Here is a 16,874-nt window from a genome sequence, read left to right on the forward strand (position 1 = left end):
CTTTATAAGTTTGGTAACCAAAGAGAGCTTTTGTGAAGGTACGTCTTTACAAAAGCTCCTCTAGTACTTTCTCCGCGTTATTTTTGAAGCGATAGTCGATTAATATTTTATCAAAAAGTTTGAGGAGTTTTTTCCGCGTCGCTTTACTATTGTCATCATTATCATTTAATGCATTGAACGCCCCGACAATAAACTTCATAGGGGAATTGTCTAAGCGGAGCGCGAGCCGTGACTGTATCTTCAAAGTACTATTGTTCATAGCCTTTTCGAACAGCTCTACTGCAACAAATGGTGATTGGCCAGACTGTAACGTTAAATATTCAAGGAAGTATTCCGTCAATGTAAAATGCTTTGACTGAACATACTTTCTCAGAAATAAATGAATATCGTCTAGCCTTAAATGTTCTGCATTTAAAAAGCTCCAACTTAATTTTTCATAATCTTCCTCCTCCGATTTGCTTAGCACATAATCTAGCAAAGCGTCATTCTTGTCCTTCTCATTTAAAAATTGATTGTAATGCTTCATGATATCAATAACAGCACCTGAGCAGCTATGTTTATTGTTATCTAGAAGTAAATACAATAAATCCTTTGCCCCCGGCTGATTGTACATGTAAGATCCATACAACAGTATGAATAGGTGGTGACTGTCTTCATTACCAAGATCCTTCGAGATTGCCAGTTTAGAATAAGCTGGATGCAAAGTAGCAAAATTGTAATTTCCCATATATTGAAATGACCAAATAGCCGATGCAAGCACATCTATGTCGCCTTCCGAATTCACAATAGAAGCGAATAGATCACAGGCTTTATCCCGATCTAGATTCATTAGAAACGCAAACTGACATAGTGCAGCCGCCCTGGCTTCAACAGGCGCGTTGAAAAGAATTTCCTTGAAGGTTTCAAAAATTAGGTCTATAAATTTTGAGTCTTCAACATGTACTAATACTTTCGCTGCTGCCCCATACGGTGTATTGACGCCTATCGTCGCCAACTTCCGTATTGATGTACCTTTTTTATCATCCATCTGCATTTTATGGAAGTCCTCGTTGAACCGCAATGAAGTCTTTACCAAGAAATTAATTACATCAAGGTCATCATTTTCTGTACCAATCAGGTTTGAAGCTATACTAATCAGATCTCGAAGATATTGCTCATGATCTTTCTCTAATAATCGTTTAAATAAAGGAATTGCCTTAATTCTATCCCCAGCACTTTCACTCCATCCACGAAGACCGTAGATTACATACTTAATGTCAATATTTGGATCGTCAATTGAGGAGCTTAGAATATCTAGCTTTTCTATCGTAGGATTTTTTTTAACGGCAGCTTGGAATGCTGATGCTAACTCATCTACTCCACCCTCAAAAATATGTTCACCCGATCTATCTCTCTCCCCATTATATTTTTTAAACGACTTTATCCAATTCATTTTACTCATATGCTCATGAGCTTTCTCGGGAATGGGACTGTACACTCCTCTCATTGAAGCGTCCCTTGGCTCATTATCTCGATAATCAGGGAATTTTCTTTTAAGCTCCAAAAGCTGCATATGCAAAAGTGGATTTACTAACAAAAAATCACTCGGCAGTTTTAAAAGCCATGGATATTTTGTTCGCCCCCAAAAAGATCGAATTTTGCGTTTTCCTGATTTTGGATCATCATAAAAGTAAATCTCATCGTTATTAACTATATTTTCAATTATTCTGGAGGCGTAAATGGTCTGTCCTCTATCAAAGGAAGGAAATGTTTTCTCTAATAGCTGTCGCATCTCATATCCAAGTGGGGAATCCAAGTCTTCTTGGCGACTATACATAAAAAATGTAAATAAATCGAAAACCTCATTCCTATAAGTAGCCTCATTTTCGCCAAATGCGAATACTAACAATCTTAATATTGAATAATATTCCGATTTTTTGTGAGCGCTTAGAAACGCATTAAAACTGGCGGCCTTCGACGTAGCCGATTTACGAAGACATATGGCTGTCATGCGATAAAGAAACTCCCCTCTCTCCAAGTAATCTTCGTCTAGATCAATAGTCCGATATTTATAGTCTCCAAGAATGTTATCTTCAAACAAAATTGTTTTCTCGATATCTATACGGATGATCTCAAACAAAACAGGAAATAATTTTTCGGGAACACTTTTAGCCAGATTTTTAAGAACCGTGCTTTCTTCGTATTCTCTTGCCCGCTTGTCACTCTTATAATGTAAAGGCAGAGCTTTCTCAATCTTATTTAGTACAAAGGCAGGATTTGTTTTCAAAATTTTATTTAAGACATGATAGTATCCAAAAGAATCATCCTCTTCGAAACTGGAATAACGTTCAAAAAGCTCACATAAGATCGGGTTACTAAAATTTTCCAATGAGTATAAAATGTTTTTTATAACCGACCGGTCATGAATTTCTTTGGCAAATGCCCAAGCGGCTGTAAGATTGTGGTTTGATAGAAAATTGAGGAGAAATCCTGTACAAGCGTGCCCAATAGAGATCAGCTCATTAATGGACGGTTCTGCCCAACTGGCAAGGAAGGGGATTTTATCTGCCCTTTTTAAAAATTCCATCAATGAATTCTTCGCAGTCCAGTTGAACCATGCAATGTCACTGGCCTGCTCGAAAATCGAAGTGGCAAAATGAACGGATGTGTTAAACGCTTTCAGCATGACTCCCAATTCATATTTGGTAGGCGTAACCTGCGAAAGTATGGATGATACAAGAAGGTGTTTTATATGGAAGAAAACTTGATCATCCCATAGAATCTTATCAGTCATTTCGGCGTAAAGGTGCGGATCGAAATCCCTGAGATACGCCAAGATCATTTTTACGGCTGACCGAATATGGATAGATTGCTCATTGCTAATTATATATTCATGCAAATCCTTTCCTGCTTCGACAAATTGTTTTGAAAAGACAAAGTCATAAAATGATTGATGAAAGAATTGTAGCTGCTTTCCTTCGCTTTTTATCAAATATTCGCTTTCAAGGTAATTCAATTCTGCGCTATGATCTTCAAAGCGATAAACTGAAACAGTTATACGTTGAGACTTAAACATCTCAGTTGAAATATTGTAAAGAACTTTCTTTACCGTGTCGGGCTTAACCGGAAGTGGGCCGGAGATACTTCTTACCTTACTATTCCAAAGCTCGAAGTATAGATCCTGTACTGTTGTAGCATGTAAGCTACTGTCATTTCGCGCTATTCGCGAGAAAATGTTAAGGTTATTCGGCGTTCTGAGCAATTCTAATAATTTTGGGGATACCAAGTCCTTCACTATCCCGATTTTTGAAAACTGCTCCATAACCTGAGAGTCGCTGAGAAGCTGGGCCGTTACCGTCTTTACATCTTTAAAGACTCTAAGAGAGGGATCATAGTGGAGGTCACTTGTTCGTACCGAGATGACAATTTTAACATTTTCTTTATTCGCAAAACTATCGATTAGAAATCGATACACATTGAGAAAAGTACGATCCGATGACATCGATTGCGACAAGGCATCTATTTGATCAACCAATATCACTGTCAACGGAAAGTAACTGCAACTCGCTTCGACAAAATCAACCACCGGAACTGACAGGCCAATGCTTTTTTGCAGATCCGAGATCGTATAAGCATACAACTTATCTGCTTTGAGACCTAAAACAGGAGTACCTTGTTGAGCAACTTGGTGATATAGATCTCTAAGTATGACAGTCTTCCCGTATCCTGCCTGACCGGAGAGTAAGCAAACATTTAATGGCTTACCCTCACCGTTCCTTGACGGTTCTGCCAAAATCCATTGAAACAACTCCTCTGTCTCGTTTCTGTCGATATGCGAATGGTGAATGCCCTCAAACTCGTTTCTCTCACTTTCCAATCCAACCGAACCTGCGTTCAGCTCCTTTACAATTTTCTCCTTTGTCAGCTTCCCTGTCAAAACATCTTTCAATTCGGCAATCAGGCTATTGTCTGTAACTGTTCTAACAGCAAAAAATAAAGGTATAAATGTCAGGCAGGCTGGCTTACTCAAATCGGCATCAAGATCCTGGGGAATAATTCTCTTTACACGAATGCACGATAGAATATCCTTTACTTCCTCAACTCGATCTTGCAACCTGAGCGGCGCAAGAGTAGGCAATAAAAGATTTTTCTGAATCCAACGTGCTAGGTTAGCTTCGTTCTGAATATTATTCTGGAAATCGACTATGAATTCGGAGCATTCTGCTGTAAAACCAGTCGAGACCGCGATATAATAAGTAAAGTCTTTCTTATCGTAGATTAATTTTCTTTCTAAAAGGCTGTAGAGGATAAACTTGGTCATCTCTAAGCCGAAGTCTTCTTTACTATAATTTTTACTGTAATTCTTACATTGAACTAGACCATGGGCTTTTCCGTTTTTAAAAAGCGCACAATCGCGCCCTCTGTCTGCGACACCTGTCATTAGACTTACTTCATCGAACCCGTCAAAACCCTCGTCAAAAATGTCGGATATTTTTGCCTTACAAATACTGTAAATCAGCTCTTCGAATCTGCGGGTACTAGCTATTAGATTATATGGATATCCTTGTCCAGCAAGAGCCACAGGTCTTTCAACATCTTTTTCAATTGGTGGCTTTTCAAAGGTTACTATGTCCATATTAAATTCTTTCAAAAATCACTTTATACTCTTCCTCGTGGAGGAGGCTTTGAAAAACGCCAACATGCGATAAGTTAGGATGAGCTATGATTGACATAACCCTACTTTTTAAAACTGAATCCGAATTTACTCCGAAAAAAATGTTCAGTATTGATGAAGGCCTCAAATCTCTAATAAAAATTCCAGGATAGATTTCTCGGACATCTTCATCAGTAAGCGCCGACATCATTCTCATTTCTTGCTCATATTTCCAGTCCAAGCTTTTTGTCAAAAAAGTCTTTTTTAACAAGTTCGTGAAACCATCGCCATTATTTGAATCTAAGGCATCTAGCAAAGTCGCATTGGGTCTATGCCTCTTGTATGAGACCTTCTGGACTGTTCTAAGTAATTTAATCTTTGCCTTGGTGTTCTGAAAAATCTGTGACTCCGGGCTTAACTCAATAACAAAGCCTTTATGGTCCAGAGTATAATGACTCCACATGGTCAGGTTGTCGTTTCTTGTTGTAAGACTTAGAATTCCAAATCTCGTGTTTAGATTATTTTTTAGATTGCTGCTTAGATCAGGTTGTTTGGTTATTAATTTGGGTAAAGCATCGGGATCCGCAAGGGCGTTCAATAGTATCTTAAGGTCAGGTGAAGTAACAAATTTTTGTATCCGTTGTCTTTCGGCTTTAGTGAGAATTGGGAAATTCTCCTCCATTACATAAGAAGGAAAGTCATTGAAAATTCCTTGTAGCTGAGGATGTGTCAGCAGTGGATGAAGAACATTTCGATATTGAGATTCTGTCATCAAGGTAGACACGTTTAACAACTGCTCGAATGGATCATTCAACTCGCTTGCCTGCGTAAACCGGATGCATAGATTTTCTAAAATATCTGTCCTCTCGGGACGTACATATTTAAATAGTCTCACAGTAATAGAGCTTAAGATGAAATTAGTAGGCACATGCATTGGCCATCGTAATACATTAATATGTAAATATATTAGTTCCAAGAAAGTTAAAAATTCCAACATAGGAATAGACTTCCTGGCTTCGCAGCCTCGTTAACATGCCTACGCCCAACCCGACCTTTATTAACCTTCTTCGGCCATTTTCCAACAAACTCGACCTTTTTCAACTAACACAGATATTACCCGAAACACTTCCTGATCCTAAGGCAAATTTACACAGGATAGGTAAATCCTATTTCAATAAGCTAGCTTCGCAAATCGGCTAACCAGCAAGGCTTCGGAGATCAGAAATCCAAATGAGCCGCTTGCTTTGCGCGTCTGGTCAGCCTGCGAAGCACTGGAAGATTCCCCATTTCAGTCAACAGTTCAATACCGTCATCGCTGCGGGCTACTTTTCCTTTCGCGAGAAGAAACACAGGAAGTTGGGCATGAATAAGGAATCCGCATTCCTCTAATCAATTCCAGGTTTGAATGCCGATTAACCCATGCCAAAAGAAATAGCAGGTTGCGATTAGGTGGAGACTTGTTAAAATGGCCATGTGAACATAGGTGCTTTGTTGAAAAGCAGCCTTTCGCTTTACCAAAATTTTGAAGAGAGAGACATAGCAGTGGTTAACGCAAAAGCGATTGTGAAAACCATTAGTGAGACGGAAGCGTAACTTGGTTTTCCCAATAGTTCAAACGGATCTTTCGCTCCCACAGACGACATAATCGTAGCGATGATCATTGCCAGACTAGCCATCACTGGCCACAAAATAATAGCGCGATTTTTTATTGCACCTGGTTTGCCTTTTGAATAATTCACTAACCAGACGATCCCGAAAATGATTGAACCCGCCGTATAACAAATCCACAAACCTAGAATGCCAAGCTGCCCAAAAACTATTATCGGTGAAATCCGCAATAACAGCAGCGTATCTGCCTGGAGTACATCGCCGGCAATGGGATCTTTTGCCTTGACCATCTTGATTTTTCCAGTCTCTTTGGACGCAAACTGATGGTCATTGATGGCCTTGTAAGTTAGCACTCCGCCACCAAATAGACCAGAGTGGAAAACAAATTTGTCGTTGCCCCAAATGTGTTGTATATCCGTAATCCGTTGCAGATAGTCCGTGAGCTGAATCCTTGGATTGATCAACATGTAATACCCTTTAATGTCAATTTTGGGAGCTGAGCCCGGTGTTCCCGGCCTGAAGGCCAGGTCGGATTTAAAATGGTGGGTTTGGAATTCGCGAACCAGATATTGAATTCGCATTAATGCATTGAAATTGCCCGAATTGATCATGATTGCGTAACCCAACTGATGGTTTGGCAGGTATGAAAAATCCGTTAATCCACCCATCACCCCGCCGCCGTGCGAGCGGTAAATGAAGCTTTTGTGAGCAGATGTGTAGTTTCCCAAACCGTATCCATATTCCAATCCGTTTTGGCGCCAATGGTGGTTGTGGAAGTTTCCATCCTTTCAAGAGACTTCTCCGACAATAACTGTAAACTGCCAATCCGGCCGCGATTGGTAAAGAATATGAGCATTTTGGCCATGTCTTTTGGAGAGGCATTGATCGCCCCGGAAGGTCGCACGATAATGTTCCAGTACTTTTGCAGTTTGTCATCCTGGTATAATGCCGCACCATTTTTTTTATAAATATCGGTCATGAAATAAGTCATCGACTCCATTCCCATCGGTGTGAAAAACTGATTTTGAATATAATCTTCAAAACTCTGCCCGGTAATTTTTTCAATGATGTATGCAGCTACGGGTGGGCCAGAGTTACAATAGGCCATTCGTGTCCCAGGCATCCAGCGAGAAGTCCGTGATTTCGGGTTGTAGTCAAGACCTTGTTTCAGCGTAAGTTTAGGATCGTTCATTGCATAATCCTTCAACTGCAAATCATCCCAACCAGTGGTGTGTTCCAGCAAATGTTTCACTAGTATCGGCGCCTGTTTTTCCCATGGATTAACAAATGCCACATCAGGAACCAGATCTCGCACTTTTGCATCCAGACTAATACGACCTTCTTCCTGCAATTTCAGAATAGCGAGCGAAACGAACATTTTCGAAACCGAGCCGATCCGGAACATTGTATTTTCATCCGCATTTACACTCGTTTCGAGATTTGCCTTTCCAAGACTAGTCACCCAAATAGTACTATCCCCCTGCACTAACGCCACACCTACGGCAGGGGTTTGAGTTTCTTTCAGCACTTCTTCAATCTTACCTTTCAGATCCCCAATCGTTTTCGGCCCCTCATATTTCGACTGCCCCATCAGCTGCATTGTCAGAAATAAAGACAACAAAATCATTACAAACCTGGGCATTTTGAAAGTTGAAATCATTGTAGTCCAATGTAAATGAGAGAGATTACATTCTTTTGGAAGTTAGCTAACGATTTATTTTACTTGAAATTTCTTGCGTTGAAATCAGAGTGCCTGAAACTTAGATAGATTTTAGATTTTACGCCTCTGCATGAAAAGCCAGTCCCAAACGCCCGGTGTTTCCGCAACCCGCTTACCAATATAATGGTCGGCACCTGCAAACTCTGTGTAGCGAGGCTTACTGCCTGCTTTACGAAGTGCATTGATCATTTTCCTGGAATAGCTTACCGGAACAAGCAAGTCGTCGCTTCCGTGGAAAGCCCAGATGCTAACATCCGCCATGTTTTTTACCAACCCTTCTTCACCTCCACCGCAGACTGGAATAGCCGCTGCAAACAGACCCGGATGGTTACCAATGAAATGCCATGATCCATAGCCGCCGCCTGACTCACCGATCACATATCGTCGTAGGGTATCAATACTGTATTGTTTTTCCATGGAAGCTATTAATTCCATAATGGCAGAATCCACGTCCGGGTCCATCCAATTTTTTCCTACTTCACATTGAGGTATTAGCAGGAAAGCAGGATGATTTCTGCGGTTGTCGTAATTGGCTAACACCGGGCCATAGGAGCCCTGGACCTGCGCTACATTGTCCCGCCCGTGCGCTCCGCCATGGTGCAGACAAAGGACCACCGGATATTTTTGGGTTGAATCGTAGTTAAGCGGTTTCATCAGACGGTAAGGCAATCTTTCACCGTCATGACTTTTAAAAAGATGCGATTCAAAACGGTTTGCAAGAGCTCGTTCTGTTGCCGAAAGGTTTCGCTCGGGCAGTGGAGCCCTGCTTTCTTCATAAAAGTCGGCGCCGAGGGAGATGGAAAAATAGCTAGCGATAATGGACACCAGTATAAAACCAACCAACGACATCTTGGGTATGCTATTTAAACTTTTAACGGCTTTTACCTCACTGACAAAATGTATGATCCATAATCCTGTTATTGCGACCATGAGCCAGCTTAGCGGAAAATCAGCTTGCGAAAGCATCGCCTTCATTTGGAAATCGGCGAAGACGTTGTACCAAATCAATAGTGCTATCTGAGCAGTATCGACGCAAATCGATGCGATGCCAATCCATTTCAGCCAAAAATGCTCCCGGCTTTTGGATACAACCAAACTTACCCCCAAGAGCAAATTTGCGGCGGACACGGCGCAGTAAGAATAGTAATACCAGCTTTCAAGGTTTTGATTAATAAGAATCTCATAAACAACCGCTGTGTGCACCGACAACCTAATTACACAAAGCCAGCCAGCCCGAAAAGACCAGATGTATTGACGGCCGTAGCAATAAACCAATGCGATTACGCTGCAGCATGCCTGCGTTACTGATACCAAGATAAAATATGGCATGAATGAACCTAAGGCATAAGCCCCTCGTCCGACAACCTTTAGCATCGTCGTTATCAAAATTTCCTGCAAAATCAGAATAACAAAAAGGAAGCTTGCGAAATAGTAAAGCTGTCTGGTCATGTGCTGTAAGAATGCGTTTTACCAAACTTATAGAAAACTTCTCGGTGGGCTATTTGCAGAACTGTTAAAGTAATTTAAAATGGCAGTCCTGAACAAACTCGAGTATTTTCAAGAATTCTCGAACAAACACAAACATTCTCGACTATTCGCGAGTAAACTCGACCATTTTCGAACAGACCAATATCGGCTCTTAAACGATCAATAATCCAGACGAGACATTCTCGATCGGCCTTGGAAAACGCATCTGGAATGCTTTCAGCAAAGAAGCAGAAAAAGTAGGTTTAGCTAGCCATCGAGGGCTGTTGGTGAAAATTTCCCATTTTTACAGCATTACACCCAAACATCAGACTGACATTCAAATGAAGAAATACCTGTTAGCTTCCCTCTTTTTTCTAGCATCGCTAAATATTTCATTCGGGCAAGTGAACGAAAACGCTTATGCAAAAGCAGAGAAAGAGATCAATTCGGTTTATCAAAAAATCTTACAGGAATATACCACGGATAAGGAATTTATAAAAAACCTAAGAGCCTCTCAACGCCTGTGGATTCAGTTTCGCGATGCTGAAGTAAAAGCCAGATACCCTGACAGGGAACCTGGCTATTATGGTAGCGTTCATTCTATGTGTGTCGCAAATTTGAAGACCGAGCTTACCAATGAAAGAATTAAGACATTGAGAGTCTGGCTGGCAGGCATAGAGGAGGGGGATGTGTGCGCAGGGTCGGTCAAGCGAAAACATTAAAATGATTAAGGCTGCTGATTAATAAAACAACTTCCGCCATTCGCAGCGGAAGTTATCTCATTCAAAACCCAAACATCCCGCCAGAAACAGAATCTGCTCCCCAGTAATCCATGCTGCATCATCGGAAGCAAGAAATACGGCTGCTTTCGCGATATCTTCGGGCTGGCCTCTGCGGCCGAGCGGGGTATTGGCGACAAACATTTTTTCATACTCACTGCCAGGGGTGACGCCCGCACTGATTGCACCCTCTGTTTCCGTAGCGCCCGGCAAAATGGAATTGATACGGACGTTTTTTGCGCCCAGTTCCTTCGACAAAGAAATCGTGATGGCATCCAATGCTGCCTTCGTTGCAGAGTACAAAGAGACTCCGGCCATCGGCGATTTGCTTGCACCCGAACTGATGTTGATGACATTGCCACCTTTATCGCCAAACAGTTTCAATGCTGCCTGGATCGTAAGTACCGGACCCAACACATTGACGTTGAAATGTTGGTGAAAAGCTTCTGCTGACGCCTGCTTAATAGGTAAAAATTGCTGAAAGACGGCATTGTTTACTAAAATATCCAATGTACCGAAAGCCTGCTTTGTTTCTTCAAACAGCCTGATTACGTCGGCTTCGTTCGATACATCGGCCTGTACCGCAATGGCTGTGCCTCCGTGATCGGTAATGGTTTTCACCACTTTATCCGCTCCTTCTTTGCTTGAAGCGTAATTGACAACCACCTTTGCGCCTTCATGGGCAAAGTGTTTTGCGATAGCCGCACCTATTCCTTTTGAAGCACCCGTCACGACGGCTACTTTGTTTTTTAAGTTACTCATTATTTCTTTTTTTGAAAATTGAGACTGTGGGCCTTTTCGCCCACGAGGCAGGATCGCATCGAAATTTGCGATCACGACTTATTCGTTGAACTTGACCAGGTCCTTAAAGATCAGGTGACCCCAGCTATTTCCGCGTGCCTGCACAAGCAATCCGCCTTCCGAAAGCCCGCCAAGTTGGATCGGGGAGAAACCGAGATTTTCCGCGAGCACACCAATATCCGCTGCTGCGCCCTCATCGTCGCTCGCCAGGAACACGACTCTCCTGCCACCATGTACGGCCGGATTCTGCTCAATGACGGCAGCAACTAAGTGGTTGAAGCCCTTAACGAGTCTTGCGCCGGTGAAGGCCCGGGCAACGACTATTGCAGAAGGCTGTCCTCCCAGCTTTTCAGGAGATACGCCGTAGGCATTGGTCACATCGACGATGATTTTTCCCTCCCAGCTGGGTAGCGCCTTTGCGACTTCCGCGTGCGATTCGAAACGCACCGCCAAAAATATTACATCCGCCTTTACGGCTTCCGACAGGGTTGTGGGAATGATTGTGGGTCCGATTGCGGCCGCATCGGATGCAAAGTTCTCCGGGTCGCGCGCCGTTGCAACGGATACTTCGATGCCTTTGCGGGCAAACGCCTTGGCCAAAGCCTGACCGATCTTTCCGAAGCCGACAATTGCGTAGCTCGCTTCTTTATTTTTTGATTTATTCATTTTGAAATTATTTTTTGACACAGCTTAATAAGCCTGCGTAGGTGTGGAGTCAATTATTTAGACAAATAGCTTAGTCCGCCATCAACAAGAAGTTCAGCGCCAAGCATGAACGATGAATCATCGGAAGCCAGGAAAACCGCTGTTTTGCCAATGTCAGAGGGTTGCCCGATCCTGCCTATCGGCATTACATCTGCCCAGTATTTTTTCACAGCTTCAAGTTGTTCTAAGGGGACAAACCTGTCAAATACGGGTGTATCTGTTGTACCGGGTGATATTACATTTGCTCTGATTTTTCTATGCAAAAGGTCGTTTGAAAAGCCTTTTGCGAAATGAATGACAGCCGCTTTGGCAGCGCCATAAAGTGAAAATGAGGCATATGCTCGGTGCGCTGCATTCGAACCGATAAGAATAATGGAACCACCATCATTCATATACGGCAATGCTTTATGGACAGTGAAATAGACACTTTTCAGGTTCAGGTCCATTGTCCTGTCATAGTCTGCTTCACTGGTATCAGCCACAGAACCAAATGCTGCTCCCGTAACGGCGCCACCTGCATTGGCTACAATCACGTCTATTTTACCGAATTTCTCTGATGTCTCTTTAAAGACCCTTTCCAGGTCGGCAAGGTTAGTTACATCCGCATTGATGCCAATGAAATTACCACCCAGTTGAGCCACAGAACTATCAAGAGTTTCCTGAGATCTGCCGACAATAGCTCCCACAGCACCTTCATTTACGAATTCCTGGGCAATGCCATACCCAATGCCACTATTTCCGCCTGTAATAACTGCTACTTTATCTTCTAATTTGTTCATTGTCTCACTCATTTTAAATTTGTGTTGCAAAGGAACTATCGATAGTTTACTTTTGAAACTATTACAGTCTATTCTGGTTACCAATGGGTAACTACAAATTTTTCGGGATATGAGAGACGACAGATTTTGCAATTCAAATTGCCCCTTTACAAGAGCGATAGGCACGATTGGTAATAAATGGAAGCCCATTATTATCAATGTAATGGGCACCCGTACCATGCGTTTCGGTCAGTTAGATGCCATAGTGCCGCACATTTCAAGGAAAGTACTGACCGAACAGTTGAAAGAGCTGGAAGAAGACGGCTTATTGGAAAGACTGGCTTACAAGGAATTACCGCCAAGGGTAGAATATCGGTTGTCTGAAAAGGGCTTAGCTTTTTTGCCGATTTTAGAACACATTAAAGAGTGGAATTTGAAATATGAAGTCGCCACGATCCCCAAGGCGACTGATTACAAATATGCCGGATAGGATCGTCGTTCATGGAAACTTGGACTACAGAATGTGTGTGTCGGCTCAGTGAAGCGAAAACATTGAATCCTCTCCCGCTTCTCATTATATGTCAATTAACGCTCCAACTCATACCCCCTGTCTATAAGCTTCAGACTAGCGTAAGTTTGCAACCGCCAGGTTATAAACGATAAGAGATCATTAGCGACTCTGGGGGTAAAAGTGGATTTCAGATATTTTCGCTGCCCATTAAAGTAGATGATGAGCGTAATTTCCGGGGAGTCTTTAACTTCGACATTTCCAAATCTCAGACTTCTTATACTGCTGTTTTGCAGTATGGTGATACACTGTTTATAAGTACTGTCATCTAACACGGCCATATATTGACCCGTTGCAAGGTCTTTATTATGACCGTAGAAACCATTGTTGATTTCCAGGTAAAGGTTTTTGCGATTATCAAGCTGCAATGAAACGGTTGGGCTGAACCAGGCTTGTGTGGCGTGATAAACCAATTTTTCAAAAACGAACGTCGTATCGATAACTTGTTCTTTCCTTTTGAGTTTCAGTAGCGGCCGGTTCTGGAAATAGGCTTTTGACAATTTAGATACAGGCTTCACAATCAGACTTGATTTATCACAGCTGACCACCTTTAAGTCATACCTGTCTACATATTCAATTTTAAATTGCGTCCGCGAGTTAGTATAAATGTGTTGAAAGCTCAGCGTGTCCCCTAGCATGAATAGGTGAAAATAATCTTCTTGCATTAACTTATTAGCCATTACATTACTTGAATCCCTGCCAAGGTTTCGAATTTCGATCAGGTCTTGCTCAGGTGTAACCCAAGCGCCCTTCAGCACGGTAGGCTGTGCAAGGATATAATGTCCTGGAAAAAATATTAAAGTCAGGAAAATGGCAGCAGTTCCTTTTCTCATAGCCGCCAATTCAGTTTTATTCAAATATATAAGAAAATTATACATTAAATTGAATATTATAGATGTGATTTTCTTTATTCCGCTCTTATTTAGACAAAACCGATGGGAAGAGCACCTTCGAACAAACTCGAGCATTTTCAAAAATTCTCGAACAAACACAAACATTTTCGAACAAACACAACTTTTTTCGAAAAGACAAACGTCAGCCCAAAACGCTCGCGATCCTAAGGCAAATTTACACAGGATAGGTAAATACCATTTCAATAAACTAGATTCACAAATCGGCTCAGCACACGGTTTCGAAGACTTTGAAATCCAAATGAGCCGCCTGCTTTGCGCGTCTGGCCAGATGTACGATTGTAATACAATCGCCGGTTGCTGCGCACCCGATCTGGCCTTCCCCTCCAAAGTCGGTCCAGGTTTGTGAAGGAGTTTTTAATGTTTGAAAGTGTAGATAGGATCGTGATGAAAGAAGAAAAATCGAACAAGACAAAGCTTGTAATTTTCCGGTTAACACCCAAAGAATATGCCAATCTGGAAGCTAAACGCGGCCGCACCACCTGCCGGAAATTAAGTGAATTTTTAAGGCTCTTGATCTTCAACCGACCGGTAACTGTGATCGAACGGAACAGTTCGCTAGATCAGATGATCGGCGAATTGTCGGAGCTGCGTGAAGAGCTCAACCGGCTTGGCAACAACTTCAACCAGGCAACCAAACGCCTCAATGCAGTCAACCAAATTTCAGAATTCAGAAACTGGATCGCCAGCTATGAAGCTGAAAAGAAATTCCTGTTTTCAATTTTGGATAAGATCAAATCGCAAACTGATAAACTGGCAGATCGATGGTTGCAGTGATCCACACCAGCAGTCGGCTTCGGGCTGTGCTGCAATACAATGAGAACAAGCTGGAACAGGGACATGCGGAATGCATTTCGGCTATCAACTATCCCAAGGATGCGGATGCCCTGAGTTTTGATCAAAAGCTAAATCGGATTCAGCGGCAACTCGCTTTGAATAAAAGAACAAAGGTCAATACAGTTCACGTGTCTTTGAACTTTGATCCGTCGGAAAAGCTGAGCAAAGAACAGCTCGCGGAGATTTCGAAAGCCTATTTAAAAGGTATTGGATTTGAGAAACAACCCGCCCTCGTATACGAGCACCGGGATGCTGGTCACCGGTATGCCGGTCCAACCACATGTGCATATCGTGACAACCAACATCAAAGCTGATGGAAGCCGGATCTCACTGCACAACCTAGGCAAAAATCAATCGGAGAAAACCAGGAAAGAGATTGAGATAGATTTTGGTTTGGTGAAGGCACAAGATCGAAAAGCGCAGGAGTTTAATTTGAAGCCCGTCAGCATCAAAGCGCAGTATGGAAAGGCAGAAACTAAGAAGGCGGTTTCCAATGTGCTCGAAAAGGTTCTGAACGATTACAAGTTCACCACGATGGGAGAATTGAATGCAGTGCTGAACCAATATAATGTTGCGGCGGACATTGGCTCAGAGGCTTCGAGGATCAGAAAAAACAATGGCATCTTATACCGTGTGCTGGATAAAGAAGGCAACCGGGTTGGAGTGCCCATCAAAGCAAGTGACTTTCATTTCAAGCCAACACATAGAAATCTGAAAGTGCGTTTTCTGTTCAATGAGATGAATCCAAACCGTACGAAGGATTCGTTACGGATTCGGAATAGTATTGATTTTACTTTGTATGGCAAACAAAACGTGTCATTGCCCAGGCTGATCAATATTCTTCAAAAAGACGGGATCGATACGGTAATCCGAAAAAATGAAGAAGGCCTGCTGTACGGGATCACATACTGTGATCATCGAACGAGATCCGTCTTCAACGGAAGTGCATTGGGTAAGCAGTATAGCGCGAAGGGAATTACTGAGCGATGCATTGAAGATCCTTTTTCTCTTCATCAGCAAAAGTCTCAAAGGATAGGAATGGATGTGGGGCAGGTGGGTAATGCTGGTAATGATTATCATGTCGGAAAAGGTAGTTCGATGGAGAATGATAAGTCTCTTGATTCTTTGTTGTCTCCGGTTAAGGATGGAGAGTACACGCCGCATCAGTTGAAGAAGCCGAAACGGAAGAAGCAGAAAGGGTTTTCGATGGGATTTTGATTTTTTAAAGAATTGCGCTTGCACCACAGCGCAACGAAAGGTACAAAGCAAAAAGTGACGACTTAAAATCCAGGAGGCTATTTACCGCGGCAAAATGCCGCTCCTTAAACCGCCTTACGGATTTGCAGCCAAGGGGTAAACCCCGTCACTTTTTACTTTGAGTAAGGATAGCGATTGCGCTGAGGTGAAAAAGTATTTGTCTGAAATCAGTGTTCATTTGGAGCAGGATAAAATCACCCAGCTTATGCTGGTGAATACATTTTTGGGTCACTGTCAGGTATTTTTCTGAACTACTACAAAAAAAGGACTGTCGCCAACAGTCCTCCGAAATTCTACGCTTTCGCCCCCATTTTTTCGAACCCTTCCCAAAGTACTTTCAGGTCAAAAAGAGCTGACTTTTCAGCTTGATCAAACGGGATATCCGAGTGATAAAGAGCCAAATCGTGGATCATTTTGAGCGATTGGGATAATTCCCGACAGCCCTGACAATCGACGATATACAGAAAATCTGCCTGCGATTGCGTCAGCGGAGCGCCGACATCTAATGCGTGACGTGCATCATTCGTTGGGTTGACTGAATTTGCATTCGAGTCGACACCTGGACCATTTGATGTTTGCATTGAAAATGGATTTGGGTGATATGAAAAGGAGAGGTCACCGCAAACATCAACGAAAGAACATCTCGTCCAGGTCTCGGGACTTGCACCCGTGTGCCTCTCCAAGGCCATTTTGGCCTGGATTTGTTTAAAAATTTCATAGATGTTCTTAAAATGTTTGCGGGGCAAATATAGGGGAAAATTTGGAAGGGCAAATTAGACACTCATTGTTGTAAGCATTGCAAAAACCATCGAAAAAATGGATTTTGCATT

Annotated in this window: 15 protein-coding genes; 5 read left to right on the plus strand and 10 right to left on the minus strand. The window is 42.4% G+C overall.

The genetic code is table 11. The features are described from left to right. Window positions 1–46: 46 nt before the first annotated feature. The 5 genes from LZG73_RS19040 to LZG73_RS19060 all read right to left on the minus strand — a co-directional run bounded on the left by LZG73_RS19040 (window position 47) and on the right by LZG73_RS19060 (window position 9,410). Window positions 47–4,615, minus strand: coding sequence for an NACHT domain-containing NTPase (locus LZG73_RS19040; protein ID WP_233853495.1), 4,569 nt, complete (start codon window positions 4,613–4,615; stop codon window positions 47–49). Between the two features lies 1 nt (window position 4,616). Further along, window positions 4,617–5,405: a DUF2971 domain-containing protein gene (locus LZG73_RS19045; protein WP_233853497.1), complete on the minus strand. Its 789-nt coding sequence runs from the start codon at window positions 5,403–5,405 to the stop codon at window positions 4,617–4,619. Between the two features lie 739 nt (window positions 5,406–6,144). After that, complete coding sequence (locus LZG73_RS19050; protein WP_233853498.1) at window positions 6,145–6,969, minus strand: hypothetical protein; 825 nt, start codon at window positions 6,967–6,969, stop codon at window positions 6,145–6,147. Continuing rightward, window positions 6,909–7,901, minus strand: a complete 993-nt coding sequence (locus LZG73_RS19055; RefSeq protein WP_233853499.1) for a serine hydrolase — start codon at window positions 7,899–7,901, stop codon at window positions 6,909–6,911. Before LZG73_RS19055 ends, LZG73_RS19050 begins: the two co-directional genes overlap by 61 nt. 111 nt (window positions 7,902–8,012) lie before the next feature. Then, window positions 8,013–9,410, minus strand: coding sequence for a hypothetical protein (locus LZG73_RS19060; RefSeq protein ID WP_233853500.1), 1,398 nt, complete (start codon window positions 9,408–9,410; stop codon window positions 8,013–8,015). A 359-nt stretch (window positions 9,411–9,769) separates the two neighbouring features. On the opposite strand from LZG73_RS19060, the gene LZG73_RS19065 reads away from it, so the two are divergent. Then, the gene (locus tag LZG73_RS19065) at window positions 9,770–10,150 is read left to right on the plus strand and encodes a lysozyme inhibitor LprI family protein (protein WP_233853501.1); all 381 of its coding nucleotides are present in this window, start codon (window positions 9,770–9,772) and stop codon (window positions 10,148–10,150) included. 57 nt (window positions 10,151–10,207) lie between these two features. Here the strand turns inward: LZG73_RS19065 and LZG73_RS19070 are convergent, their stop codons facing one another. The 3 genes from LZG73_RS19070 to LZG73_RS19080 are packed head-to-tail and all read right to left on the minus strand — an operon-like array spanning window position 10,208 to window position 12,492. Beyond that, entirely contained in the window at window positions 10,208–11,044 is an 837-nt protein-coding gene (locus LZG73_RS19070) for an SDR family NAD(P)-dependent oxidoreductase (protein ID WP_233853502.1), read from the minus strand. A gap of 3 nt (window positions 11,045–11,047) precedes the next feature. Further along, complete coding sequence (locus LZG73_RS19075; protein ID WP_233853503.1) at window positions 11,048–11,674, minus strand: NADPH-dependent F420 reductase; 627 nt, start codon at window positions 11,672–11,674, stop codon at window positions 11,048–11,050. 53 nt (window positions 11,675–11,727) lie between these two features. After that, window positions 11,728–12,492, minus strand: a complete 765-nt coding sequence (locus tag LZG73_RS19080) for an SDR family NAD(P)-dependent oxidoreductase (protein WP_233853504.1) — start codon at window positions 12,490–12,492, stop codon at window positions 11,728–11,730. A gap of 109 nt (window positions 12,493–12,601) precedes the next feature. On the opposite strand from LZG73_RS19080, the gene LZG73_RS19085 reads away from it, so the two are divergent. Then, the gene (locus tag LZG73_RS19085; protein ID WP_233853505.1) at window positions 12,602–12,961 is read left to right on the plus strand and encodes a helix-turn-helix domain-containing protein; all 360 of its coding nucleotides are present in this window, start codon (window positions 12,602–12,604) and stop codon (window positions 12,959–12,961) included. 95 nt (window positions 12,962–13,056) lie between these two features. On the opposite strand, the gene LZG73_RS19090 is transcribed toward LZG73_RS19085, so the two are convergent. Beyond that, window positions 13,057–13,872 carry a hypothetical protein gene (locus LZG73_RS19090; protein ID WP_233853507.1) on the minus strand — a complete coding sequence of 272 codons (816 nt, stop codon included), beginning with the start codon at window positions 13,870–13,872 and terminating at the stop codon, window positions 13,057–13,059. Between the two features lie 423 nt (window positions 13,873–14,295). Between LZG73_RS19090 and LZG73_RS19095 the strand changes: the two genes are divergently transcribed. From LZG73_RS19095 to LZG73_RS19105, 3 genes are read left to right on the plus strand one after another with little or no spacing between them, the layout of a single operon-like run. Beyond that, window positions 14,296–14,727: a plasmid mobilization protein gene (locus tag LZG73_RS19095; protein WP_233853510.1), complete on the plus strand. Its 432-nt coding sequence runs from the start codon at window positions 14,296–14,298 to the stop codon at window positions 14,725–14,727. Then, entirely contained in the window at window positions 14,715–15,101 is a 387-nt protein-coding gene (locus LZG73_RS19100; RefSeq protein WP_233853511.1) for a relaxase/mobilization nuclease domain-containing protein, read from the plus strand. The genes LZG73_RS19095 and LZG73_RS19100 overlap by 13 nt, the downstream gene beginning before the upstream one ends. Then, window positions 15,079–16,005: a relaxase gene (locus LZG73_RS19105; protein WP_233853512.1), complete on the plus strand. Its 927-nt coding sequence runs from the start codon at window positions 15,079–15,081 to the stop codon at window positions 16,003–16,005. Before LZG73_RS19100 ends, LZG73_RS19105 begins: the two co-directional genes overlap by 23 nt. A 332-nt stretch (window positions 16,006–16,337) precedes the next feature. Here the strand turns inward: LZG73_RS19105 and LZG73_RS19110 are convergent, their stop codons facing one another. Then, the gene (locus LZG73_RS19110) at window positions 16,338–16,625 is read right to left on the minus strand and encodes a hypothetical protein (RefSeq protein WP_233853514.1); all 288 of its coding nucleotides are present in this window, start codon (window positions 16,623–16,625) and stop codon (window positions 16,338–16,340) included. Between the last annotated feature and the right edge of the window lie 249 nt (window positions 16,626–16,874).

This window comes from Dyadobacter sp. CY326 (assembly GCF_021390515.1).
Classification (GTDB): Bacteria; Bacteroidota; Bacteroidia; order Cytophagales; family Spirosomataceae; genus Dyadobacter.

What these genes read in the sequence shown, in the direction of transcription:
- LZG73_RS19080 (WP_233853504.1), bottom strand. Translation starts at nt 12,492, where the DNA reads ATGAACAAATTAGAAGATAAAGTAGCAGTTATTACAGGCGGAAATAGT.
- LZG73_RS19060 (WP_233853500.1), bottom strand. Translation starts at nt 9,410, where the DNA reads ATGACCAGACAGCTTTACTATTTCGCAAGCTTCCTTTTTGTTATTCTG.
- LZG73_RS19040 (WP_233853495.1), bottom strand. Translation starts at nt 4,615, where the DNA reads ATGGACATAGTAACCTTTGAAAAGCCACCAATTGAAAAAGATGTTGAA.
- LZG73_RS19100 (WP_233853511.1), top strand. Translation starts at nt 14,715, where the DNA reads ATGGTTGCAGTGATCCACACCAGCAGTCGGCTTCGGGCTGTGCTGCAA.
- LZG73_RS19045 (WP_233853497.1), bottom strand. Translation starts at nt 5,405, where the DNA reads ATGACAGAATCTCAATATCGAAATGTTCTTCATCCACTGCTGACACAT.
- LZG73_RS19110 (WP_233853514.1), bottom strand. Translation starts at nt 16,625, where the DNA reads ATGCAAACATCAAATGGTCCAGGTGTCGACTCGAATGCAAATTCAGTC.
- LZG73_RS19090 (WP_233853507.1), bottom strand. Translation starts at nt 13,872, where the DNA reads ATGAGAAAAGGAACTGCTGCCATTTTCCTGACTTTAATATTTTTTCCA.
- LZG73_RS19065 (WP_233853501.1), top strand. Translation starts at nt 9,770, where the DNA reads ATGAAGAAATACCTGTTAGCTTCCCTCTTTTTTCTAGCATCGCTAAAT.
- LZG73_RS19085 (WP_233853505.1), top strand. Translation starts at nt 12,602, where the DNA reads ATGAGAGACGACAGATTTTGCAATTCAAATTGCCCCTTTACAAGAGCG.
- LZG73_RS19075 (WP_233853503.1), bottom strand. Translation starts at nt 11,674, where the DNA reads ATGAATAAATCAAAAAATAAAGAAGCGAGCTACGCAATTGTCGGCTTC.
- LZG73_RS19055 (WP_233853499.1), bottom strand. Translation starts at nt 7,901, where the DNA reads ATGATTTCAACTTTCAAAATGCCCAGGTTTGTAATGATTTTGTTGTCT.